The sequence below is a fragment of the Sphaerotilus sp. genome, assembly GCF_034519685.1.
Lineage (GTDB): Bacteria > Pseudomonadota > Gammaproteobacteria > Burkholderiales > Burkholderiaceae_C > Sphaerotilus.
The window spans coordinates 1825777-1849139 of the sequence record NZ_JAXHOF010000006.1 but is presented as its reverse complement, the minus strand read 5'-3'; the positions used below and the strand labels follow the sequence as shown (position 1 = coordinate 1849139).

The following is a 23363-nucleotide window of genomic DNA, read 5'->3' as shown; positions in this document are numbered from 1 at the left end:
TTGGAACCACCCATGGAGCTTCACATGCCGGCGACCTTGACCCTGAAGAACATCCCCGACGCCATCTATGACCGCCTGCGTGCCGCCGCCGAGGCGCACCGGCGCAGCATGAACAGCGAGGCGATCGTGTGCCTGGAGACGGTACTGTTGCCACGGCGGGTGAGCCCGGACGAACAACTGAGTCGCATCCGGGAACTGCGCGCCAGCCTGAATTTCACGGTGACGGCCGAAGACGTGGACACGCTCAAGCGCGAGGGGCGGCCGTGATCGTCGTCGATACCAACATCCTGGCCTATTTCTTCCTGCCCAGCGAATTCACGCCGGCCGCCGAGGCGCTGTATGCGCGGGACAGCGACTGGGCCGCGCCGGTGTTGTGGCGCAGCGAGTTCAGGAACCTGCTCGCCGGCTATCTGCGGCGCGGCAACCTGACGTTCGATCAGGCGCTGTCGCTGCAGACCGCCGCTGAGCGCTTGCTGAATGGCCGTGAATACGAAATCGACTCGGAATCCGTGCTCCGGCTGGTCAGCGAGAGCCAGTGCAGCGCGTATGACTGCGAGTTCGTGGTGCTGGCGCAGCGGCTGGGGGTGCCGCTGGTGACGATGGATGGGAAGGTGCTGCGGGCGTTCCCGATGATTGCAGTCGGAATATCAAGATGAGCACGGATCGAGGAAAACGATGTCGTATTTTGCACCTCACCGGCATACGCTCTCTGAGCGTACCCATGGAAGCTCTTCACCTTAAAATTTCGCTAAATCATTGATTTCATTGTAGGACTTACGCAAAAGAAACTTTCAAACTCAACTGAGTTTTGAGTGCCATATTCTGATCCATGGATTGATCCGGCACCCGATGTGCACTGAAATATCTTGTTTCAACTGGCTGTTCGGATTCATTAAATATGCCTACAATTGGCTTGCCTGGCACGCTCTAAACTGAAGTGCAACACGGCAATGAAAACAACAGGTTGAGCCAATGGGACAAGAGTATTCAAGCCTGAGTCTGGAAGAGCGCACGCAGCTTGGGCTGCTGGTCACGCAGAAGCTGACGCAGCGACAGATCGCCGTGCAACTGGGGCGTTCGGCCTCGACGATCAGCCGGGAGCTGGCGCGAAATCGACACCCGAAGCGGGGCTACCTGGTGGCGACTGCGCAGCAACAGGCCGCCCGGCGCCGGGTGCAGGCCAAGGCCGGGGTGCGCAAGCTCGGCCAGCAGTTCGACACGCCGCTGGGCAAGTGGGTGCGCCACGAGCTTGAGCGGGCCTTGTCACCCGAACAGATCGCAGGCAGGCTCAAGCTGATGAACCCCGAAGACACGACGCAGCGCGTCTCGCACGAGACAATCTACCAGGCGATCTACATGGTGCCGCGTGGCGAGCTGCGCACCGAGTTGATCGGGGAGCTGCGGCGCAGCCACACCAAGCGCATGCCGCGTGCGCGGGGCACCAGCCGCAAGGGCGGCAACATCGCCAACCTCGTGCCGCTGAGCGAGCGCCCCGCAGAGGTGGACGCCCGGCTGGTGCCCGGCCACTGGGAGGGCGACTTCATCAAGGGGGCTCGCAACGCCAGCGCCATCGGCACCGCCGTGGAACGCCACAGCCGCTTCGTGCTGCTGACCCAGATGAATGGCTGCACCGCCACCCACGCCCTCGACGGCTTCACCCGGCGCTTCAACGGCGTCATCCCCGAGCTGCGCAGGAGCTTCACCTACGACCGCGGTTCGGAGATGGCCCGCCACCTGGAGCTGACCGAGGCCACCGGCATGCCGGTCTTCTTCTGCGAGCCCTACAGCCCCTGGCAGCGCGGCTCCAACGAGAACATGAATGGCCTGGTGCGCCAGTTCCTGCCCAAGGGCACTGACCTGTCCACCGTCACCCCGCAGAAGCTCGCCTACATCGAGTCCATGCTCAATGACCGCCCTCGCAAGATCCTCGGCTTCCGTACTCCTCGCGAGGTCTACACCGAACTCGTCCAGACAAAACTCGCCCAGCGGCAGGCGCTTGCCGCCAAAACTGTTGCACTTCAGACTTGACTCCGCCGAGTGCTGGGATGGACCAACCCGAAGCCCCTGGCCGTGAGGCCACCGCAGTGCCGAACAAGCCCGAGACGCTGGAGCAATGCCACGCGGTGATCGAGCAGATGGGGCAGGAGCTGGCGAAGCTGCGCGAGCAGGTCAGTGCGCTGCTGGACAAGAAGCTGAACTCACGCAACTCGTCGAAGCCGCCATCGTCGGACGGGCCGGGGGACAGCGGCAACCGGGCACAACGCCGGACCAGCGGCCGGGTGCGGGGCGCGCAGCCTGGGCACAAGGGCACGTACCGGGCGCTGCTGGCGGAGTCCGAGGTGGACGTGATCCACGACTGCCCGCCGCCTGCGGCATGCGAGTGTGGCGGTCCGGTGGCGGCGGGGCGGCCGATACGGCACCAGGTGTTCGACGTGCCGGCACAGGTGAAGGCCGAGGTGCAGGAGTACCGGCTGTACCACGGGGTGTGCGGGCACTGCCGCAAGACACACGCATCGGTGTTGCCGGCGGGGGTGCCGCGCGGACAGATCGGGCCGAGGGCGCTGGCCCTGGTGGGGCTGCTGGGCACGGCGTACCACCTGACGCAGCCCAAGATCCGGGATCTGCTGGCGCAGGTGCTGGGGGTGCGGTTCAGCGTGGGGGCGATCTCGCAGGCGCACGGGCTGGTGGCGCAGGCGTTGAAGGAGCCGGTGCAGGCGGCGGTGAAGACGCTGGCCGCAGCGCCGGTGGTGCATGTGGACGAGACCAGCTACGCGCGAGAAGGCGCGGGGCGGCACTGGGTGTGGACGGTGACGCAGCCCAAGCTGGTGGTGTACCAGCTCTGGTCTTCGCGGGCGCGCTACGTGGCCAAGGAGATGCTGGGCGAGAGCCCGAAGGCCAAGCTGGTCACGGACCGCTATGCGGTGTACGACTGGGTGGACGCCGCGCAGCGGCAGGTGTGCTGGGCGCACCTGCTGCGGGACTTCACGCGCATCAGTCAACGTGCGGGGCAGGCCGGACGGATCGGGCGCCGACTGCTGGGGCTGGGCTATGTGCTGTTCCGGCGCTGGCACCGCAAGGACCAGCAGGTCGCCGCGCAGATGGCGCAGGTGCAGCACCACGTGCGCCGGGCGCTGGAGCGCGGCATCGCCGGCGCCTGCCAGCGCACCGCACTGACCTGCGCCAACGTGCTCAAGCTCTGGCCGGCGCTGTGGACGTTCGTGAGCGACGCGGCCGTGCCGCCGACCAACAACGCCGCCGAGCAGGCGCTGCGCACCATCGTGCTCAAGCGCAAGATCTCGGGGCTGACGCGATCACGCCGGGGCGAGGAGTTCATCGCCCGGGGCTACACGGTGGTGGAGAGCTGCAAGCGCCAGGGCCGTGATGCGCTGGCGTATCTGCGTCAGGCGATGCAGGCGCACTTCACCGGTGGTCTGGCGCCCTCGCTGGTGCCCTCGGGCTGAGTGCGTGGCCGCAGGCTCGGTCCTGCGGTCCTTCAGGTCATCTTCGAACTCGCGCTGCGTCCTTCTCGACGCGGCGTGCCCAGGGCTTTGCGGGTGTCAATACCGGGGGGCTGAATACGTACGGTGGAGAAATCCATCGAACCTGATCCGAACGCTTTCTTGCTGTTCGACGACAGCGTCTCGGACAAGAACCACTCCCATGCGATCGAGCTGGTGCGGCGGCAGTACAGCGGCAATGCCCATGGCCTGATCAAGGGCATCGGTGTGGTCAACTGCTTGTACGTCAACCCCCGCAGCGGTCGCTACTGGATCATCGACTGGCGAGTGTTCGCCCCGCAGGTGGACCACAAGACCAAGCTCCAGCACGTCCAGGAGATGTTCGACGAGGCCATGACGGGCAAGAAGCTGCCATTCCGCGTGGTGCTGATGGACTCCTGGTACGCCACCAAGGAGCTGATGGTGCACATCCATCGTGCGGGCAAGATCTTCTACTGCCCGCTCAAGAGCAATCGCCTGGTCGATGACAGTCAGGCGCAGGCGCCCTATCAGGCCGTCAGTGAGTTGCAGTGGAGCGACCAAGGCGCCGCGCACGGCAAGCTCGTCAAGGTGAACAAGTTTCCAGGCAGCCTCAAGGTCAAGCTGTTTCGGGTGGCGACGGGAAACGGTCGCACGGAATGGGTGGTGACCAATGATCTGGAACAGACTTCGGTGGACGACACGCGAGAGATCTGCGCGATCAGGTGGAAGATCGAGCAGTATCACCGGGAGGTCAAGCAGGTGCTGGGCATGGAGAAATGCCAGTGTCGATCTGCCAGGGCGCAGAGGAATCACATTGCCTGTGTCATCTTGGCGTGGAACCATCTGTCCGCGCTGGCCAGAGACATGAGGACGAATATCTACAGCATCAAGAAGGCGATGATGTCGAATTACATGCGGCAGGAAATAGCTCGACCGTCAGTGCCGATGGCGTACATTTGAGATGGCTACAAAAGTCCAAGCTCTGTGCTAACTGAGTTCAACTTGCGTAAGTCCTACATTGATGTTAATCAGTCAAGATAGATCAAGAACTTCTGTGAACCCGCTTATTAAAAATTTAATTGCGCACCCCCTAAATATCAACACCCATAAGATCATGAATTTCACAATGACAGTTCGGGCATACAGCTTTAGTATTTTCAACAGTATCCAACCCATTCCTGGAAAGCGGCTTTATGTGATGGACCTCCAAGTATGGGGAACCATCTTTCTTCCTTTTGAATGGAGCTTTCTTTCCACACTCCTCACATTTTCCATTCGCCAGAAAAAGTCTTTCCGCAACAACCAAAGAACTTCTCACATACCTATAAACCTGTGTCAAAGTTTTTTGCGGTGGACCTCCATGGTTTTTTGCAATTAATTTCAAACGCTCTTGCGAACTCAACCTCATATTTAAACAAACTTCATCATAAAACTTCTCAGAAGATCTTTTTTCAACAATCAAAAACCCCAAATCCTTGAGTCGGCGATGAAAAGTACCTTCCTTTGCACCGCCATAATCTTCAGTCGCAATCAATATTCCCGTCGACAACTCATACGCACAACTACAAATGGCTTTCGGAGGATACGGCTTACCATCAATGATCACATCATAGAACTTTGAATTCCTAAAATTCCTATATCCCGCCTCATCCCAGATCAATGCGGCACGAAAGATACTATCTTTTGATACTTTCTCTGGATCCCATTTCGTCATACAAAACTCCCACTACATTAATTGCGCACAAATAAATCAACCCTTATATTGTTAGGACTTACGCAAGTTGAACTCAGTTAGCACAGAGCTTGGACTTTTGTAGCCATCTCAAATGTACGCCATCGGCACGGCGGAGTCAAGTCTGAAGTGCAACAGTTTTGGCGGCAAGCGCCTGCCGCTGGGCGAGTTTTGTCTGGACGAGTTCGGTGTAGACCTCGCGAGGAGTACGGAAGCCGAGGATCTTGCGAGGGCGGTCATTGAGCATGGACTCGATGTAGGCGAGCTTCTGCGGGGTGACGGTGGACAGGTCAGTGCCCTTGGGCAGGAACTGGCGCACCAGGCCATTCATGTTCTCGTTGGAGCCGCGCTGCCAGGGGCTGTAGGGCTCGCAGAAGAAGACCGGCATGCCGGTGGCCTCGGTCAGCTCCAGGTGGCGGGCCATCTCCGAACCGCGGTCGTAGGTGAAGCTCCTGCGCAGCTCGGGGATGACGCCGTTGAAGCGCCGGGTGAAGCCGTCGAGGGCGTGGGTGGCGGTGCAGCCATTCATCTGGGTCAGCAGCACGAAGCGGCTGTGGCGTTCCACGGCGGTGCCGATGGCGCTGGCGTTGCGAGCCCCCTTGATGAAGTCGCCCTCCCAGTGGCCGGGCACCAGCCGGGCGTCCACCTCTGCGGGGCGCTCGCTCAGCGGCACGAGGTTGGCGATGTTGCCGCCCTTGCGGCTGGTGCCCCGCGCACGCGGCATGCGCTTGGTGTGGCTGCGCCGCAGCTCCCCGATCAACTCGGTGCGCAGCTCGCCACGCGGCACCATGTAGATCGCCTGGTAGATTGTCTCGTGCGAGACGCGCTGCGTCGTGTCTTCGGGGTTCATCAGCTTGAGCCTGCCTGCGATCTGTTCGGGTGACAAGGCCCGCTCAAGCTCGTGGCGCACCCACTTGCCCAGCGGCGTGTCGAACTGCTGGCCGAGCTTGCGCACCCCGGCCTTGGCCTGCACCCGGCGCCGGGCGGCCTGTTGCTGCGCAGTCGCCACCAGGTAGCCCCGCTTCGGGTGTCGATTTCGCGCCAGCTCCCGGCTGATCGTCGAGGCCGAACGCCCCAGTTGCACGGCGATCTGTCGCTGCGTCAGCTTCTGCGTGACCAGCAGCCCAAGCTGCGTGCGCTCTTCCAGACTCAGGCTTGAATACTCTTGTCCCATTGGCTCAACCTGTTGTTTTCATTGCCGTGTTGCACTTCAGTTTAGAGCGTGCCCACTGACGGTCGAGCTATTTCCTGCCGCATGTAATTCGACATCATCGCCTTCTTGATGCTGTAGATATTCGTCCTCATGTCTCTGGGGCTTTGTTGCACAACCCACCCCGCCGGCCGATGGTCGAGCGGTGAGGTAGGCTGACAGGATGAGCAAGCCAGCAAAGCAGAAGTACGTGACGAAGAACTGGGCGCCGTACACGAAGGCGCTGAGGGCGCGGGGCTCGCTGACGATGTGGCTGGACCGGGACATGGCGTGGCAGGCTGCGCCGGTCAGCGGCAAGCCGGGGCGACCGGCGACGTACAGCGACGCGGCGGTGCAGTGCTGCCTGACGATGAAGGTGCTGTTCGGACTGGCGCTGCGCCAGACGCAGGGGTTCGTGCAGAGCGTGCTGGGGCTGTCGGGGCTGGACTGGCAGGCACCGGACTACAGCACGATGAGCCGGCGCGAGAAGCGGCTGACGGTGGAGATCACGGCGCGGCCGAGCCGGGGCGGGCTGCACCTGCTGGTGGATTCCACGGGGATCAAGATGCTGGGCGAGGGCGAGTGGAAGACCAAGAAACACGGGGCGGAGTACCGCAGGCAGTGGCGCAAGGTTCACCTGGGGATCGACGCCCAGACGCTGGAGATCCGGGCGATCGAGGTGACGGACAACAGCGTGGGGGATGCGCCGATGCTGCCGGAGCTGCTCAGCCAGATTCCGGACGAGGAGGCGGTGCTGTCGGTGAGCGGGGACGGGGCGTATGACACGCAGGACTGCCACGACGCGATCGCCGAGCGGGGAGCCGAGGCGGTGATTCCGACGCGCAAGAACGCGCAGCCGTGGAAGGCCAAGCGGCCGGGGGCGGCGGCGCGCAACGAGATACTGCGGGCGACGAACCGGCTGGGCCGGGGGATCTGGAAGAAGTGGAGCGGCTACCACCGGCGCTCGCTGGTGGAGACGAAGATGCGCTGCTTCAAGCTGCTGGGCGAGCGGGTGATGGCGCGCACCTTCGAGCGTCAGGTGGTGGAGCTGCAGGTGCGGGCTGCGGTGCTCAACCGCTTCACCCACCTGGGCACCCCGGTGACGCAGGCTGTGGCGTAACTCCGTCTGGGGTCAGGGGAAACTCGGCTTCGGCGGAGTTGTGCAACAAAGCCGCGTCATGCGAGAAATGCGGGTGATGGTCGGCGAAGTAGGTTTGGGTATAGTTGGTCTGGGTGGAGATCAGAAACTGACAGTAGTCGCGTCTTGTCGGCTTCATCATGGCTCCTGTTGAGTTGAGGCAAGCCAATTGTAGGCATATTTAATGAATCCGAACAGCCAGTTGAAACAAGATATTTCAGTGCACATCGGGTGCCGGATCAATCCATGGATCAGAATATGGCACTCAAAACTCAGTTGAGTTTGAAAGTTTCTTTTGCGTAAGTCCTAATTGTGCAACCTATCATCTACAAGCACCAGACAAAATACCGTGCATCTTTAACGCTCTAAGCCTAGTTTATATTGATGCAAAACAAAGTGGAATTCAAGCTTCCACTAGAGCATTCAAAGTGGGCGAACATCTTCCGCATCCTGATCATCTGTTCCATGACCTCAGTCAATCCATCACGAAAACCTCAACGCTGACAAGCACTTGCACGCGCCGCCCGGACTTTCCCGGATAGGCCGCCGCGCAGGCACGCGACTTGTGTCTGGTCTCCCACATCGATCCGAGGAGACCCCCACATGGAAACGTTCTACGAGGTGATGCGGCGCCAAGGCATCTCGCGCCGCAGCCTGCTGAAATACTGCTCGCTCACCGCCACATCGCTCGGCCTCGGCCCCGCGTTCGTGCCGCAGATCGCGCAGGCGATGGAAACCAAGCCGCGCACGCCCGTGCTGTGGCTGCACGGGCTGGAATGCACCTGCTGCTCGGAGTCGTTCATCCGCTCGGCGCATCCGCTGGCCAAGGATGTCGTGCTGTCGATGATCTCGCTCGACTACGACGACACGCTGATGGCCGCCGCCGGCCACCAGGCCGAGGCCATCCTCGACGAGATCATCGAGAAATACAAAGGCAACTACATCCTGGCCGTCGAGGGCAACCCGCCGCTCAATGAGGACGGGATGTTCTGCATCCAGTCCGGCAAACCCTTCATCGAGAAACTCAAGCGCGTCGCCAAGGACTGCAAGGCCATCATCGCCTGGGGTTCGTGCGCATCGTGGGGCTGCGTCCAGGCCGCCAAGCCGAACCCGACGCAGGCCACCCCGATCCACAAGGTCATCACCGACAAGCCCATCATCAAGGTGCCCGGCTGCCCGCCGATCGCCGAGGTGATGACCGGCGTGATCACCTACATGCTGACCTTCGACAAGATCCCCGAACTGGATCGCCAGGGTCGGCCGAAGATGTTCTACAGCCAGCGCATCCACGACAAGTGCTACCGCCGTCCGCACTTCGACGCCGGCCAGTTTGTCGAGAGTTTCGACGACGAGTACGCCCGCAAGGGGTATTGCCTCTACAAGGTCGGCTGCAAGGGCCCGACCACCTACAACGCCTGTTCCACCGTGCAGTGGAACGAGGGCACCAGCTTCCCGATCAAGGCCGGCCACGGCTGCATCGGCTGCAGTGAGGACGGTTTCTGGGACAAGGGCTCGTTCTACGACCGCCTGACCACGATCCACCAGTTCGGCGTCGAAGGCACCGCCGACCAGATCGGCGGCACGGCGGCCGGCGTCGTCGGCGCCGCGGTCGCGGCGCACGCCGCCGTCTCGGTGCTCAAGCGCGTGGCCAGCAAGCCCGACGACGCGGCACCCCGGGCCTGAACACACGCCCCACCCTCACACACGAAGAGAGACACATCATGGGCGTCATCGAAACCCAAGGCTTCCAGCTCGACAACACCGGCCGGCGCATCGTCGTCGACCCGGTCACCCGCATCGAAGGCCACATGCGCTGCGAGGTGAACGTCGACAGCAACAACGTCATCCGCAACGCGGTGTCCACCGGCACGATGTGGCGCGGCCTCGAAGTCATCCTCAAGGGCCGCGACCCGCGCGACGCCTGGGCGTTCGTGGAGCGGATCTGCGGCGTCTGCACCGGCTGCCACGCGCTGACCAGCGTGCGCGCCGTGGAGGACGCGCTCGGCATCAGGATCCCGCTGAACGCGCACCTGATCCGCGAGATGATGGCCAAGACGCTGCAGGTCCACGACCACGCGGTCCACTTCTACCACCTGCACGCGCTCGACTGGGTGGACATCCTCTCCGCGCTCAAGGCCGACCCGAAGCAGACCAGCGCGCTGCAGCAGATGGTCTCGCCATCGCACCCGATGTCCTCGCCGGGCTATTTCCGCGACATCCAGACCCGGCTGAAGAAGTTCGTCGAGTCCGGCCAGCTCGGCCCGTTCATGAACGGCTACTGGGGCTCGAAGGCGTATGTGCTGCCGCCCGAGGCGAACCTGATGGCGGTGACGCACTACCTGGAAGCGCTCGACCTGCAGAAGGAATGGGTCAAGGTCCACGCCATCTTCGGCGGCAAGAACCCGCACCCGAACTACCTCGTCGGCGGCGTGCCGTGCGCGATCAACCTCGACGGCAACGGCGCGGCCGGGGCGCCCATCAACATGGAGCGGCTGAACTTCGTCGAGGCGCGCATCAAGGAGATGATCGAGTTCAACAACAACGTCTACATCCCGGACGTGCTCGCCATCGGCACGCTCTACAAGCAGGCCGGCTGGCTGCACGGCGGTGGTCTGAGCGCCACGAACGTGGCCGACTACGGCACCTATGACAAGGTGCCCTACGACCACAGCACGCACCAGCTCCCCGGCGGCGTGATCCTGAACGGCAACTGGGACGAGATCCACCCGATCGACCCGCGCGACCCGGAGCAGGTGCAGGAGTTCGTCACCCACAGTTGGTACAAATACGGCGACGAGACCAAGGGCCTGCACCCCTGGGACGGCGTGACCGAGCCGAACTACCAGCTCGGCGCCAACACCAAGGGCACCCGCACCAACATCGAGAACATCGACGAAGGCGCGAAATACTCGTGGATCAAGGCCCCGCGCTGGCGCGGCCACGCGGTGGAGGTCGGGCCGCTGTCGCGCTACATCCTCGGCTACGCCCACGCCAGCAAGGGCAACAAGCATTGCCAGCGCGTCAAGGAGCAGGTGGACAGCGCCGCCGTGGCGATCAACAGCGCGATCCCGAAGGCGCTGGGCCTGCCGGAGACGCACTACACGCTCAAGCAACTGCTGCCCACCACCATCGGCCGCACGCTGGCCCGCGCGCTGGAAAGCCAGTACGCCGCCGAGATGATGTACGACGACTTCAAGCAGCTCATCGGCAACCTGAAGGCCGGCGACACCGCCACAGCCAACGTCGAGAAATGGGATCCCGCCACGTGGCCGAAGGAGGCCAAGGGCGTGGGCACGGTTGCCGCGCCGCGCGGCATGCTGGGCCACTGGATCAAGATCAAGGACGGCAAGATCGAGAACTACCAGTGCGTCGTGCCGACCACCTGGAACGGCTCGCCGCGCGACGCCAAGGGCCAGATCGGCGCCTTCGAGGCCAGCCTGCTGAACACGCCGATGGTCAACCCGGAGCAGCCGGTCGAGATCCTGCGCACGCTGCATTCGTTCGACCCCTGCCTGGCCTGCTCGACCCACGTCATGAGCCCCGACGGCCAGGAACTCACCACCGTCAAGGTGCGCTGAACCACCCGATGCACACGAGGAGACCTCCCATGAAAACCACCCTCCGCACCCTGGGCGCCCTCGCGGCACTCACCGCCGCCACCAGCGCCAGCGCCCACACCGGCCACGGCACCGAGACGCTGTTCTCCGGACTGGCGCACCCGTTCGGCCTGGACCACCTGCTGGCGATGGTCGCCGTGGGCGTCTGGTCGGCGGCGGCACTGCCGATCGGCCAACGGATCACGGGGCCCGCTACTTTCATGGCCGCGCTGCTGGCCGGCGCGCTGGCGGGCGCCGCCGGGCTGGTGCTGCCGGGCACCGAGGCGCTGATCGCGCTGAGCGTGGTCGTCTTCGGCGCGATGCTGGCGTTCGTCCAGCGGATTCCGGCCCGCGGCGGCCTGGTGCTGGTGGGACTGGCCGCGCTGATGCACGGGCTGGCCCACGGCGCCGAACTGCCTGCCGGTGGAGGCTTCGTCGGCTATGCGCTCGGCTTCCTGGCCACGACCGCGCTGCTGCACAGCGCGGGCCTGGGCCTGGGGCACGCGATGCTGCGCCTGCAAAGCGTGGCCTGGCGGCTGCTTGGCGCGGGGGTCGGCGTGACCGGCCTGGTTCTGCTGACCCGCGTGTGAAGGGGCTCGCCATGAGCAACCACCACTCCGCCGTGACGGCCACCGCCGCGGCCACCGGCATCGACACCGACGCCGTCGCCCACGGCCAGTCGATCAAGTCGGTCTATGTCTACGAGGCGCCCGTGCGCCTGTGGCACTGGGTCAACGCGCTGGCCATCACCGTGCTGGCCATCACCGGCTACTTCATCGGCGCGCCGCTGCCGACGATGCCCGGCGAGGCCAGCGACCATTTCCTGATGGGCTACATCCGCTTCGCGCACTTCGCCGCGGGCTACGTGTTCGCGGTCGGGCTGCTCGGGCGGATCTACTGGGCGTTCGTCGGCAACCACCACGCCCGCGAGCTGTTCACGCTGCCGGTGTTCACGCCGGCGTACTGGCGCGAAGTGGTCAGCATGCTCAAGTGGTACGCCTTCCTCTCGCCGCGCCCGAACCAGTACGTCGGCCACAACCCGATGGCGCGGCTGGCGATGTTCTGCGGCTTCTTCCTGTTCTCCCTCTTCATGGTCTGCACCGGCTTCGCCCTCTACGGCGAAGGCGCGCAGATGGGGTCGTGGCAGGAGCGGATGTTCGGCTGGGTCATCCCGCTGATGGGCCAGTCGCAGGACGTGCACACCTGGCACCGCATGGGCATGTGGGGCATGGTGATCTTCGTGACGCTGCATGTGTACGCCGCGATCCGCGAGGACATCATGGGCCGCCAGAGCATCGTCAGCACGATGATCTCCGGCTACCGGACCTTCAAGGACTGACATGGACACGCTCCTGAACCCGGTCGCCGGCCCCATCGTCGTGCTCGGCATCGGCAACGTGCTGTGGGCCGACGAAGGCTTCGGCGTGCGCTGCGTCGAGGCGCTGCAGCAGCAGTGGGACTTCCCGGACGGCGCAGACGGCACGGACGCCCCCGAGGTGTCGCTGATCGACGGCGGCACCCAAGGCCTCTACCTGATCCAGCACGTCCAGGGCGCCGCCCGGCTGCTGATCTTCGACGCCATCGACTACGGGCTGGCCCCCGGCACGATGCGGCTGATCGAGAACGAGGAGGTACCGCGCTTCCTGGGCGCCAAGAAGATGAGCCTGCACCAGACCGGATTCCAGGAGGTGCTGATGCTGTCGATGCTGACCGGGCGCTATCCCGAACAGGTGATGCTGATCGGCTGCCAGCCCGAGGAGCTGGAGGACTACGGCGGCAGCCTGCGCCCGCGCATCCGGCTGGCGGTGGACGACGCGGTGGCGCTGGCGGTCGAGCGGCTGCGCCAGTGGGGCGCACGGCCCGTGCCACGCGCCGCGCCGCTGGCGGGGGACGAGGCGGTGACGGTGCCGACGCTGGCGCTCGGCGCCTACGAGGCGGGGCGGCCGGCGGCGGAGCAGGCCTGCCGCATCGGCGACGAGCGCTTCATGCCCCGGAGCGCCTGACCATGTGCATGGGACTGCCGATGTGCATCACCGAACGCCGGGGCGCCCCCGCCGGCCACGCCTGGGCATATGGCCGTGGCGAGGACCGCCTGGTCAACACCGCGCTGGTGGGCGACTGCGCGCCGGGCGAGTGGGTGCTGGTCTTCCTCGACAGCGCACAGGAGCGCCTCAGCCCCGAGCGCGCCGCCGAGATCGACGCCACGCTGGACCTGGTCGCCGCGGCGATGCAGGGCCATGCACTGACGAACACCGAGGCGGCCTTCGTGCTGCCGTCGGCCATGAATGCGGCCCAACTGGCCGCGCTGACGGGACAGACCCCATGAACACGAACACCCCCGACCTGCACCCGCTGATGGCCCGCCTCGTGCGCGACTTCGGCGCCCGCGTGGTCACGCCCGACAGCGTCGAGGCCTGGGCGGCCGAGGGCGGCGACCGGGTGCTGCTGCTCGGCGGCGACCCGGTGCGGTTTCCCGAGGCGCTGGACGCGGCGGTCGTGCTGCCGGAGCTGCAGCGCGCCCACGCCGGCCGCTTCCAGATCGCCCTCGGCGCCCGCGAGGACGAGGAAGGTCTGGCCCGCCGCTACGGCTCTCGGCACTGGCCCGCATTGGTCTTCCTGCGCGACGGCCGCTACGTGACGGCGGTGTCGGGCATGCACGACTGGACCGACTACGTCGCCCGCGTCGGCGAGGCGCTGGCGATGGCGCCGTCGCGGGTGCCGGGTGTCGGCATCCCGGTGGTCAGCGCCAGCGCCAGCACCAGCACTTGCCACTGAATCGGAGCCCACGCCATGAACCTGCCCTTCGACATCAAGCCCTTCCCGATCCCCGTCGTCGCCCTCGGCCCCGGCACCCAGAGCGGTGACGAGGACGAATCGCTGAACTACCTCTCCATGCCGCAGGGCATGAGCACCTTCCGCGCCCCGCCGCTGCCCGAGCCGGAGGAACTCGCCGGCCACGCCGACGCGGTGGCGGCGCTGGCCGAGGTGCTGGCGCGGCTGCAGGCGCTGCTGCGCGGCGAGGCGGTCGAGCCGGTGCGGCTGGACGGGCTGGCGGCGGCCGATCTGACGCTGATCAACCAGGTGCTCGGCGAGGGCGAGGTCAGCGCACAGGTGCTGTCCGAGCCGGGCCGTGTGCCCAGCGCACCGCGGGCGCAGATCCAGGAGTCGGTCTTCGCCGGGGTCTGGCGGGTGATCGAGCGCTGTGACGACGGGCGGGTGATCGACACGGTGGAGGTGGGTGCGGTGCCGGCCCTGCTGCGCCGCATCGCCCGTGAAGACACGCGGCAGGTGCCCTCCGCGCCGCCCGTGCTGCCGCCGAACGTGCTCAACGCACCGTCGATCCTGGTCGAGCTGGCCGAACACCGCCAGCGGTGGCGCGAGGGCGACGCGCCGCAGGTCGTCAACCTGACGCTGCTGCCGGTGACGCTGGAGGACATCGCCTGGATCGACCACCAGCTCGGCACCGGCCGCATCGTCATCCTCTCGCGCGGCTACGGCAACTGCCGCATCACCAACGCCTGCGCCGCCCACACCTGGCGCGTCGTCTACTACAACTCGCAGGACACGGTGATCCTGAACTCGGTCGAGGTCTGCGGGCTGCCGGAGGTGGCGTGCGCCGCGCCGGAGGATCTGGCGGACTCGGCCGAGCGGCTGGTCGAGGTGCTGCAATGGGTGTCGCAGGCATGAGCACGGACACCAGCACCGGCGGGTTCCGGGGTTTCGAGGGCAGCTACCTGGGCGACGCGGCGCGGCTGCCCGCCGACGCACGGCTCGAATGCAAGATCTGCTGGTGGGTGTATGACCCAGCGGTGGGCGACGAGGTCTGGCAGGTCGCGCCCGGCACGGCCTTCACCGCACTGCCCGCGCACTGGCGTTGCCCGCAATGCGATGGCGACGCCACGCAGTTCATGGTGCTGGGAACGGAGTGACGGCCGATGTCTGCTGAGCGACTGGACACGCTGGAGGCGACCTTCCGCCGCATCGCCACGACGCGGATGCGCGGCGTGCCGGTGCTGCACGCCGCGCTGTCGGTGCAGGCGGTCGGGTTCGTGCGGGAGCCGGCTGCCGCTGCAGCTTCCGCTTCCGCAAAGCCGGCGCCCACGCCGATGCTGATGGGCGTGCTGGTGACGCCGTGGTTCATGAACGTGCTGCGGCTGCCGATCAGCGCCGTGGCCGATGGGGCGGCGGCCGGGCTGCTGCCCGTGGGCGCCACCGCCGCGCGCGGCTACGGCGAGCACCGCCTCGACTTCGTCGGCGCCCATGAGCCGACGATCGGCGCGTTCGAGCAGGCGTCGCTGTTCTCGCCGATGTTCAGCTTCGCCGACCAGCCGGCGGCGGTGGCGACGGCGCGCGAGGTGCTGCGGCTGTTGCGCCAGCCTGTGGCAGCGTCCAGGGTGGCCGCATGACGATGACACCGAACACACTGGCCGGGCGCGTCCAACTGCGCCCCGGCGTGGCCCCGCCCGCAACGATCCGCAGCAGCCGGCCGGACCTGCTGTCGCGCCTAGCACCCGGCCGCCGCGCGGACGAGATGCCGGGGCTGCTCGGCGCGGTGTTCACGCTCTGCGCCGCTGCGCACCGGCTGACCGCGACGGCCGCCCTGCGCGCCGCGCGGGGCGAGCCGGCGGCGGACCCGAGCACCGCCGCACAGACGCTGCGCCTGACCACCGCCCGCGAGCAGATCCTGCGCATCAGCCACGACTGGCCGCGCCTGCTGCGCGAGGACGGGCGCGGCGACGAGGGCGCGCTGCTGCTGCGCACCTGTCCGCTGTGGCGCGACGACCTGGTGCCGGACGACCGGCTGGACGCCCTGCCCGGCTGGATCGCGCACAAGTGGCTCGGCCACGCCCCAGCCGACTGGCTGCAGCGCCACGACGCCGACCCGACCGGCTGGGCGGCGCGCTGGGTCGAACAGACCGAGCGCTTCGGCACACCGGGCGCGCTGGTCCACCTGCTGCACCGCGTCGGCCCGCTGGCCCGCGCGCTGGCCACGCCGGGCCGGTCGCTGCTCCCCGCGGCCACCGACTGGGCCACGCTCGGGCAGGCGATGGCGGACAAGCCAGCGTTCTGCGCCCGTCCACACTGGCACGGCCACGCCGCTGACACCGGCCCGTGGAGCCGCCGCGCCAACGCCGCCGCCGAGCCCGAGGCAGGCACTGCGCCGCTCAGCGCCAGCGTGTGGCAGCGGCTGATCGCCCGGCTGGTCGAGGTGCTGCGCCTGAGCCTGCCGCCGCACGCGGACGGCGCGCTTCGGCTGGACCACGGGGCGCTGGACCTGGGCGGCGGCGCGGGGCTGGCGTGGTGCGAGATGGCGCGCGGGCTGCTGGTCCACCGCGCGCAGCTCGACGCGGACGGCCAGCGGGTGCAGGACTGGCAGGTGCTCGCGCCGACCGAATGGAACTTCCATCCCGAGGGCACACTGGCGCACGCGCTCGCCACACTGCGGGAGGATGATCCCGGACGGCGAGACGCGGCCGCGCGGTTGCTCGCGGTCGCGTTTGATCCCTGTGTCGAATTCGAGGTGCTGCATGCATGAACTCAGTCTGGCGGGCGGCGTCGTGCGGCTGGTCGAGGACGCTGCCGAACGCGAAGGTTTTCGCCGCGTGGCGCAGTTGCGGCTGGAGGCGGGCGCGCTCAGCGGCGTCGAGGTGCGCGCGCTGCGCTTCGCGCTGGACGCCAGCACCCTGGGCACCTGCCTGGAAGGCGCCGAGATCCTGATCGACGAGCCGCCGGGCGCGGCGTGGTGCCTGCGCTGCTGTGCGTCGGTCGAGATCGCCTCGCGCGCCGACGCCTGCCCGCGCTGCGGCGGCTTTCAACTGCAGCCGACCGGCGGCACCGAACTCCGTGTCGTGGACCTGATGGTGCACGACGACTGAACCAGAACGATCGAACGATCCCGCGAAAGGAATTCCCCATGTGCGTCATCTGCGGCTGCTCCACCGGCACCCCCGGCGCGGTGCATGAACACCCGACCGCCCCGGTGGTCATGGCCACGACGGGCCACGACCTGCACTTCGGCGCCGGCCCCGCCCGCGTCTCGGTGCCCGGCATGAGCCAGGCGCGGGCCATCAAGCTCGAAGCCGACGTGCTCGGCGCCAACCAGCGCATCGCCGACGCCAACCGCGCCCACTTCGCCGGCCACGGCGTCGTCGCCTACAACCTCGTCTCCAGCCCCGGCTCGGGCAAGACGACGCTGCTGTGCGCGACGATCGAGGCGCTGAAGGCCCGCGCGCCGGACCTGCCGGTGGGCGTCATCGAAGGCGACCAGCAGACCTCGAACGACGCCGACCGCATCCGCGCGACCGGCGCCCCCGCGATCCAGGTGAACACCGGCAAGGGCTGCCACCTCGACGCACCGATGGTCGCCGAGGCGTTCGCGCGGCTGCCGCTGCACCACCACCATGAACATGACCATGACCATGCGCACGGTCACTCGCACGACCACCACCATCCCCACGCCCCCACCTCGCTGCTGATGATCGAGAACGTCGGCAACCTCGTCTGCCCGGCGATGTGGGATCTCGGCGAGCGCGCCAAGATCGCCATCCTCTCGGTCACCGAGGGCGAGGACAAGCCGATCAAGTACCCGGACATGTTCGCGGCGGCGAAGCTGATGGTGCTGACCAAGACCGACCTGCTGCCCTACCTCGACTTCGACGTGGCGCAGTGCATCGCCTACGCGCAGCGGGTGAACCCGGGCATCGAGGTGCTGCTGCTGTCGGCGCGCACGGGCGTCGGCATGGACGCGTGGCTGGACTGGCTGCTGGACGCGCAGGAAACGCAGGCCGCGTGAGCATGACCGCGACCGTCACCCTGCCGCCCCCGCTGCACCTGCCGCGCGCCGCGCCGAAGCGGGTGCTGGCCGTCGGCGCGTGGCTGAAGAACACGGCGGGGCTGCTCGACGGAGACCGCTACACCGCGTCGGCGCTGCACGGCGACCTCGGCACGCCGGACGCTTGCGCGGCGCTGGAGGCGTCGGTCGAGGCGCTGGTGCGGGACGCGCGCGGGCCGATCGACGCCGTCGCGCACGACCTGCACCCGGACTTCCACAGCACGCGGCTGGCGCTGCACTGGGCCGATCGGCTCGGCGTGCCGGCCATCGGCGTGCAGCACCACCACGCCCACCTCTCCGTGGTGCAGGCCGAGCGTGGGCTGGACGGGCCGCTGCTCGGGCTGGCGCTGGACGGGGTCGGGCTCGGCACGGACGGGACGGCGTGGGGCGGCGAGCTGCTGCGGCTGGACCCGGACGGCGGCGTCGAGCGGCTCGCGCACCTGCCGCCGCTGGCGCTGCCCGGCGGCGATGTGGCGGCGCGGGAGCCGTGGCGGCTGGTCGCGGCGGTGCTGCACGGGCTCGGGCGCGGCGACGAGATCGAGGCGCGGCTGGCGCCGGTGGTCGGTGCGGCGGCGGCGCAGGGGGTGCGGGGGATGCTGGCACGCGGCCTGAACTGCCCGGTCAGCACCGGCGCGGGGCGCTGGTTTGACGCGGCGGCGGGGGTGCTCGGGCTGTCGGTGCGGCAGCGGGAGGAGGCCGAGGCGGCGGTCGCGCTGGAGCGGTGTGCGGCGGCGTGGCTGGCGCGGCATCCGGAGGGCGTGGTGGGGGTGGGCCCTCGCGTTCGCGAGGGTGACGGGGGTGGGTTGACGGGCGGGCTGGGGATGTGGGCGCTGATGGAGGCGCTGCTGGCCCTGGATGTCCACGACGCCGACGCCCGCGGGCGGGGGGCGGCGCTGTTTCATTGGGCGCTCGCCGATGCACTGGCGGACGCCACCCTCGCAGCGGCCACCCGCGACGGTCTGCACGAGGTCGCCCTTGGGGGCGGCTGTTTTTTCAACCGGCTGCTGAGCCAGCGGCTGACTGCGCGGCTGACTGCGGCCGACCTGCGGGTGCATCGCCCGCTGGCGGTGTCCTGCGGCGACGCCGGGCTGGCGCTCGGGCAAGCCTGGGTCGCGGCGGCGATGACCGCGACGGCGAGCCGGAACCACCTTTCGACGGAGACCTGAACCATGTGCCTCGCCCTGCCTGCCCGTGTGGCGGCCCTGTTGCCCGACGAGATGGCCACGGTCGATCTCGGCGGCGTCCGCAAGGACATCTCGATCGCGCTGACCCCGGAGGCGCGGGTCGGCGACTACGTCATCGTCCACGTCGGCCACGCCATCGGCCTGCTCGACACCGAGGAGGCCGAGCGCACGCTGGCCCTGTTCGCCGAGCTGAACGCGCACCCGAGCGCCCACGAGGAGGCCGCGCCATGAAGTACATCGACGAATTCCGCGACGGCGAGATCGCCCAGGCGCTGGCCGCGAAGATCCGTGCCGAGGCGCAGCCCGGGCGCCGCTACCACTTCATGGAGTTCTGCGGTGGCCACACGCACGCGCTGTCGCGCTACGGCGTGCCGGCGCTGCTGCCGGACAACGTGCAGATGGTCCACGGCCCCGGCTGCCCGGTGTGCGTGCTGCCGATCGGGCGCATCGACCAGGCGATCGGCCTGGCGCTCGACCACGGCGCCATTGTCTGCACCTACGGCGACACGATGCGCGTGCCGGCGTCGGGCAGCCTGTCGATGCAGCGCGCCAAGGCGCGCGGCGCCGACATCCGCATGGTGTATTCACCCGCAGACGCGCTGAAGATCGCCCGCGCGAACCCGACCCGCGAGGTGGTGTTCTTCGCCATCGGCTTCGAGACGACCACGCCGCCGACCGCGCTGGTGCTCAAGCAGGCCGCCAAGGAACACCTGCCCAACTTCAGCGTGCTGTGCTGCCATGTGCTGACGCCGAGCGCGATCACGCACATCCTCGAATCACCCGAGGTGAAGCAGTGGGGCACGGTGCCGCTGGACGGCTTCGTCGGCCCGGCGCATGTCAGCATCCTGATCGGCTCGGCGCCCTACGAGGGCTTTGCCCGCGACTACCGCCAGCCGGTGGTGATCGCCGGCTTCGAGCCGCTGGACGTGATGCAGGCGATCCTGATGCTGATCCGCCAGGTCAACGAGGGCCGCCACGAGGTCGAGAACGAGTTCACCCGCGCCGTGAACCGCCAGGGCAATCTGGCGGCCCAGCAGGTGGTGGCCGAGGTGTTCGAGCTGCGCGAGTCCTTCGAGTGGCGCGGCCTGGGCGAGGTGGCGCACAGCGCGCTGCGCATCCGGCCCGCGTTCGCGCAGTGGGATGCCGAGCGGCGTTTCGACCTCGCCTACCGCCCGGTGCCGGACCACAAGCAGTGCGACTGCGGCGCCATCCTGCGCGGCGTGAAGCGCCCGACCGACTGCAAGCTCTTCGCCACGGTCTGCACGCCGGAAAACCCGATGGGCTCATGCATGGTGTCGAGCGAAGGCGCCTGCGCGGCGCACTACAGCTACGGCCGCTGGAAAGACATCGCCATCGTCCCCGCCTGAGCCCCCGTCCCCGTCATTCCCGCGCAAGCGGGAACCCACCCCCGCGCAGCCCACCAGGTCCACGATGTCCACCAAGAAAGACTACCTCCGCCCGATCGACTTCAAGACCGGCCGCATCGACATGAACCACGGCGCCGGCGGTCGCGCCGCGGCGCAGCTGATCGAGGAGCTGTTCGCCCGCGCCTTCGAGAACCCCGCGCTGCGCGAGGGCAACGACGGCGCCGTGCTGCCCGCGCCGCCGCCCGGCCACCGGCTGGTGATGGCGACCGACGCGCATGTGATCTCGCCGCTGTTCTTCCCCGGCGGCGACATCGGCGCCCTGAGCGTCCACGGCACGGTCAACGACGTGGCGATGATGGGCGCGCAGCCGCTCTACCTCGCCGCCAGCTTCATCCTGGAGGAAGGCTACCCGCTGGCCGACCTGAAGCGCCTGGTCGACTCGATGGCCGCCGCGGCCCGCGAGGCCGGTGTGGCCATCGTCACCGGCGACACCAAGGTCGTCGAACAGGGCAAGGGCGACGGGGTGTTCATCAGCACCACCGGCGTCGGCTGGCTGCCGCCCGGGCGCCGCCTCGCGGGCGACCAGGCCCGCCCGGGCGACGTGGTGTTGGTGTCCGGCACGGTCGGCGAGCACGGGGTGGCGGTGCTGTCGCTGCGCGAATCGCTCGAATTCGAGACCGCGATCACCTCCGACACCGCCGCGCTGAACGGCCTGACCGCCGCGATGCTGGCCACCGTGCCGGAAGGCAGCGTGCGCGTGCTGCGCGACCCCACGCGCGGCGGGCTGGCGACCACGCTCAACGAGATCACGCGCCAGTCCGGCGTCGGCATCACGCTGGACGAGGCGGCGATCCCGGTGCTGCCGCAGGTCGAGGCGGCCTGCGAGCTGCTCGGGCTTGACCCGCTGTACGTCGCCAACGAGGGCAAGCTGGTGGCGGTCTGCGCGCCGGAGGTGGCCGAGGCACTGCTGGCCGCGATGCGCCACCACCCGAGGGGACATGGCGCAGCGCGCATCGGCGTCGTCACCGAAGACCCGCACCGCTTCGTGCAGATGACGACCCGCTTCGGCGGGCGGCGCGTGGTGGACTGGCTGAGCGGGGAGCAGTTGCCGCGGATCTGCTGAGCGGCCGCCACACATCTGCTCACAGATACAGCCCCCAGCGCGAAACCTGTTCGTACCGATGCCCCGTACCACGCCCTACCATCGGCGCCATCGTCGGACTTCTGCCCTGGCCCATGCCCACTTCGTTGATCCCGCTGACCCCGCTGCCCCAGCCGCTGGCCCTGCTGACCGCACTGGTCTGCGCCACGGCCCCCCTGTCACCCGCTGCAGCGCAGGCCGACAGCGCGCCGACCACCTCGTCGAATCCGCCCAGCGAACTCTCGCGCTACTGGGAACTCGACGCCGAGGACCGGCGCGGCGAGCTGCGCTTCGTCGCCTACCGACCGAACTACATCCTGCCGCTGCACGTCACCAGCCGCATCAACCGCGCGCCGCAGTCGCCGACGCAGGCGGCCGTGGCGATGCCCGACTACCAGCGCGTCGAGGCCAAGTTCCAGCTCTCGCTGCGGACCAAGCTGATGCAGGACGCCTTCGACTCGGGCGCCGACCTCTGGGCGGGTTTCACGCAGCAGGCGCTGTGGCAGGTCTTCAACGGCCAGGACTCGGCGCCGTTCCGCAACACCGACTACGAGCCGGAGCTGATGCTGGTGATGCCGACCCAGCCGGCGTGGCGAAACCTGCCGGGCGGCTGGCAGTGGCGCTACACGATGTTCGGGGTGGCACACCAGTCCAACGGCCAGTCCGATCCGCTGTCGCGGAGCTGGAACCGGGTCTACCTCGCCACCGGGGTCGAGCAGGGGCCATGGTCGCTGACCGCCAAGCTGACGCAGCGCCTGAACGAACCGCTGGAAACGGACAACAATCCGGACCTGACGCACTACCGCGGCCGGACGGAGCTGCGGCTGCGCTGGGTGTCGGGGCCCTCAGTCGCAGCATTGCAGTACAACGGCTCGCCGCGGCGGCTGAGCCGCGGCGCACTGACTGCCGAGTGGAGCCGGCCGATCCGTCTCGACCAGCCAGAGGGGCTGCGCTGGTACGTGCAGGCATTCAGCGGCCACGGCGAGACACTGACCGACTACAACTTCCGGCAGACCAGCGTCGGCGCGGGCGTGATGTTCTCGCCGTTCTGACATCATCGGCGGATGCCCGTCACCGCCCACGCCCAGCCCGCATCCCGCATCGCCGTCATCGACTTCGAGACCACCGGCATCTCGCCCCAGATGGGCGACCGCGCAACCGAGGTGGCCATCGTGCTGCTGGAGGCCGGCCGGGTGGTCGACCGCTTCCAGAGCCTGATGTTCACCGGCGCCCACATCCCGGCCTTCGTCAGCCAGCTCACCGGCATCACCAACGCCATGGTGCGCAGCGCCCCGCCCGCCACGCAGGTCATGTCGGAGGCCGCGCGGTTTGTCGGCCACGCGCCGATGGTGGCGCACAACGCCGCCTTCGACCGCAAGTTCTGGCAGGCCGAGCTGGCACAGGCCGGGCTGGCCGCGCCGCACCCCTTCGCCTGCACCGTGATGCTGTCGCGCCGGCTCTATCCGCAGGCGCCCAACCACCAGCTCGGCACGCTGGTCGATTTCCACCGCCTGCCCCGCGCCGGCCAGGCGCACCGGGCGCTGGCGGATGCCGAGATGGCCGCGGCGCTGCTGTGCCGCATCCAGCAGGATCTGCGCGGTCCGTCGGGCACGGGGCGCGCCGACCACGACTGGTTGATGCAGGTGCAGGCCTGTCCCAAGGCGAAGCTCGGGCGGCTGCTGGCAAGCGCCTGACCCAGCCCGCA

Annotated in this window: 26 protein-coding genes and 2 pseudogenes; 25 read left to right on the top strand and 3 right to left on the bottom strand. The window is 67.7% G+C overall.

Features of this window, described 5'->3' with window-relative positions; all coding sequences use genetic code 11:
* Positions 1–24 precede the first annotated feature (24 nt).
* The 5 genes and pseudogenes from U5O44_RS19365 to U5O44_RS19345 form a co-directional block, all read left to right on the top strand.
* The gene (locus tag U5O44_RS19365; protein WP_322590029.1) at positions 25–267 is read left to right on the top strand and encodes a FitA-like ribbon-helix-helix domain-containing protein; all 243 of its coding nucleotides are present in this window, start codon (positions 25–27) and stop codon (positions 265–267) included.
* On the top strand, positions 264–656 hold the full coding sequence (locus tag U5O44_RS19360; RefSeq protein WP_322590028.1) for a type II toxin-antitoxin system VapC family toxin: 393 nt from the start codon (positions 264–266) through the stop codon (positions 654–656). Before U5O44_RS19365 ends, U5O44_RS19360 begins: the two co-directional genes overlap by 4 nt.
* A gap of 316 nt (positions 657–972) precedes the next feature.
* Positions 973–2028: an IS30 family transposase gene (locus U5O44_RS19355; protein ID WP_322588856.1), complete on the top strand. Its 1056-nt coding sequence runs from the start codon at positions 973–975 to the stop codon at positions 2026–2028.
* 17 nt (positions 2029–2045) lie between these two features.
* The gene (gene tnpC / locus U5O44_RS19350) at positions 2046–3461 is read left to right on the top strand and encodes an IS66 family transposase (protein WP_322586439.1); all 1416 of its coding nucleotides are present in this window, start codon (positions 2046–2048) and stop codon (positions 3459–3461) included.
* 123 nt (positions 3462–3584) lie between these two features.
* Positions 3585–4439, top strand: a pseudogene (locus tag U5O44_RS19345) (IS701 family transposase); the annotation flags it as partial.
* A gap of 130 nt (positions 4440–4569) precedes the next feature.
* On the opposite strand, the gene U5O44_RS19340 reads toward U5O44_RS19345, so the two are convergent.
* Together U5O44_RS19340 and U5O44_RS19335 are read right to left on the bottom strand one after the other, a co-directional pair.
* Positions 4570–5193 carry an HNH endonuclease gene (locus U5O44_RS19340; protein ID WP_322590026.1) on the bottom strand — a complete coding sequence of 208 codons (624 nt, stop codon included), beginning with the start codon at positions 5191–5193 and terminating at the stop codon, positions 4570–4572.
* 136 nt (positions 5194–5329) lie between these two features.
* Positions 5330–6385 (bottom strand): IS30 family transposase, encoded by a 1056-nt coding sequence (locus U5O44_RS19335; protein WP_322588856.1) that lies wholly within the window; start codon positions 6383–6385, stop codon positions 5330–5332.
* Positions 6386–6584: 199 nt separating this feature from the next.
* Here U5O44_RS19335 and U5O44_RS19330 point away from each other — a divergent pair, with 199 nt between their 5' ends.
* Positions 6585–7520: an IS5 family transposase gene (locus U5O44_RS19330; RefSeq protein ID WP_322586820.1), complete on the top strand. Its 936-nt coding sequence runs from the start codon at positions 6585–6587 to the stop codon at positions 7518–7520.
* A gap of 52 nt (positions 7521–7572) precedes the next feature.
* Here the strand turns inward: U5O44_RS19330 and U5O44_RS23120 are convergent.
* Positions 7573–7677, bottom strand: a pseudogene (locus tag U5O44_RS23120) (IS701 family transposase); the annotation flags it as partial.
* Positions 7678–8141: 464 nt separating this feature from the next.
* Here U5O44_RS23120 and U5O44_RS19325 point away from each other — a divergent pair.
* The 19 genes from U5O44_RS19325 to U5O44_RS19235 all read left to right on the top strand — a co-directional run bounded on the left by U5O44_RS19325 (position 8142) and on the right by U5O44_RS19235 (position 23352).
* On the top strand, positions 8142–9221 hold the full coding sequence (locus U5O44_RS19325) for a hydrogenase small subunit (protein WP_322590025.1): 1080 nt from the start codon (positions 8142–8144) through the stop codon (positions 9219–9221).
* A 38-nt stretch (positions 9222–9259) separates the two neighbouring features.
* Positions 9260–11116 (top strand): nickel-dependent hydrogenase large subunit, encoded by a 1857-nt coding sequence (locus tag U5O44_RS19320; RefSeq protein ID WP_322590024.1) that lies wholly within the window; start codon positions 9260–9262, stop codon positions 11114–11116.
* A gap of 29 nt (positions 11117–11145) precedes the next feature.
* Entirely contained in the window at positions 11146–11724 is a 579-nt protein-coding gene (locus U5O44_RS19315) for a HupE/UreJ family protein (protein ID WP_322590023.1), read from the top strand.
* Between the two features lie 11 nt (positions 11725–11735).
* Positions 11736–12473 (top strand): Ni/Fe-hydrogenase, b-type cytochrome subunit, encoded by a 738-nt coding sequence (gene cybH / locus U5O44_RS19310; RefSeq protein WP_322590022.1) that lies wholly within the window; start codon positions 11736–11738, stop codon positions 12471–12473.
* A gap of 1 nt (position 12474) precedes the next feature.
* On the top strand, positions 12475–13137 hold the full coding sequence (locus tag U5O44_RS19305; protein WP_322590021.1) for a HyaD/HybD family hydrogenase maturation endopeptidase: 663 nt from the start codon (positions 12475–12477) through the stop codon (positions 13135–13137).
* A 2-nt stretch (positions 13138–13139) separates the two neighbouring features.
* Positions 13140–13460 (top strand): HypC/HybG/HupF family hydrogenase formation chaperone, encoded by a 321-nt coding sequence (locus tag U5O44_RS19300; protein ID WP_322590020.1) that lies wholly within the window; start codon positions 13140–13142, stop codon positions 13458–13460.
* Positions 13457–13909, top strand: a complete 453-nt coding sequence (locus U5O44_RS19295) for a thioredoxin domain-containing protein (protein WP_322590019.1) — start codon at positions 13457–13459, stop codon at positions 13907–13909. Before U5O44_RS19300 ends, U5O44_RS19295 begins: the two co-directional genes overlap by 4 nt.
* A 15-nt stretch (positions 13910–13924) precedes the next feature.
* A complete protein-coding gene (locus U5O44_RS19290) occupies positions 13925–14821 on the top strand; it encodes a hydrogenase expression/formation protein (RefSeq protein ID WP_322590018.1) in 897 nt (298 codons plus the stop codon).
* A complete protein-coding gene (locus tag U5O44_RS19285; protein WP_322590017.1) occupies positions 14818–15063 on the top strand; it encodes a rubredoxin in 246 nt (81 codons plus the stop codon). The genes U5O44_RS19290 and U5O44_RS19285 overlap by 4 nt, the downstream gene beginning before the upstream one ends.
* Positions 15064–15069: 6 nt before the next feature.
* Positions 15070–15540 (top strand): [NiFe]-hydrogenase assembly chaperone HybE, encoded by a 471-nt coding sequence (gene hybE, locus U5O44_RS19280; protein ID WP_322590016.1) that lies wholly within the window; start codon positions 15070–15072, stop codon positions 15538–15540.
* On the top strand, positions 15537–16670 hold the full coding sequence (locus U5O44_RS19275) for a hypothetical protein (protein WP_322590015.1): 1134 nt from the start codon (positions 15537–15539) through the stop codon (positions 16668–16670). The genes hybE and U5O44_RS19275 overlap by 4 nt, the downstream gene beginning before the upstream one ends.
* Positions 16663–17010 carry a hydrogenase maturation nickel metallochaperone HypA/HybF gene (locus U5O44_RS19270; RefSeq protein ID WP_322590014.1) on the top strand — a complete coding sequence of 116 codons (348 nt, stop codon included), beginning with the start codon at positions 16663–16665 and terminating at the stop codon, positions 17008–17010. Before U5O44_RS19275 ends, U5O44_RS19270 begins: the two co-directional genes overlap by 8 nt.
* A gap of 38 nt (positions 17011–17048) precedes the next feature.
* The gene (hypB, locus tag U5O44_RS19265) at positions 17049–17927 is read left to right on the top strand and encodes a hydrogenase nickel incorporation protein HypB (RefSeq protein WP_322590013.1); all 879 of its coding nucleotides are present in this window, start codon (positions 17049–17051) and stop codon (positions 17925–17927) included.
* Between the two features lie 2 nt (positions 17928–17929).
* Entirely contained in the window at positions 17930–19132 is a 1203-nt protein-coding gene (locus U5O44_RS19260) for a Kae1-like domain-containing protein (protein WP_322590012.1), read from the top strand.
* Between the two features lie 3 nt (positions 19133–19135).
* Positions 19136–19381 (top strand): HypC/HybG/HupF family hydrogenase formation chaperone, encoded by a 246-nt coding sequence (locus U5O44_RS19255; protein WP_322590011.1) that lies wholly within the window; start codon positions 19136–19138, stop codon positions 19379–19381.
* Positions 19378–20517 carry a hydrogenase formation protein HypD gene (gene hypD / locus U5O44_RS19250; RefSeq protein WP_322590010.1) on the top strand — a complete coding sequence of 380 codons (1140 nt, stop codon included), beginning with the start codon at positions 19378–19380 and terminating at the stop codon, positions 20515–20517. The genes U5O44_RS19255 and hypD overlap by 4 nt, the downstream gene beginning before the upstream one ends.
* Before the next feature lie 64 nt (positions 20518–20581).
* Positions 20582–21640: a hydrogenase expression/formation protein HypE gene (gene hypE / locus U5O44_RS19245; protein WP_322590009.1), complete on the top strand. Its 1059-nt coding sequence runs from the start codon at positions 20582–20584 to the stop codon at positions 21638–21640.
* 113 nt (positions 21641–21753) lie between these two features.
* Positions 21754–22710, top strand: coding sequence for a phospholipase A (locus U5O44_RS19240; RefSeq protein ID WP_322590008.1), 957 nt, complete (start codon positions 21754–21756; stop codon positions 22708–22710).
* A gap of 12 nt (positions 22711–22722) precedes the next feature.
* Positions 22723–23352, top strand: coding sequence for a 3'-5' exonuclease (locus U5O44_RS19235; RefSeq protein WP_322590007.1), 630 nt, complete (start codon positions 22723–22725; stop codon positions 23350–23352).
* Positions 23353–23363 lie beyond the last annotated feature (11 nt).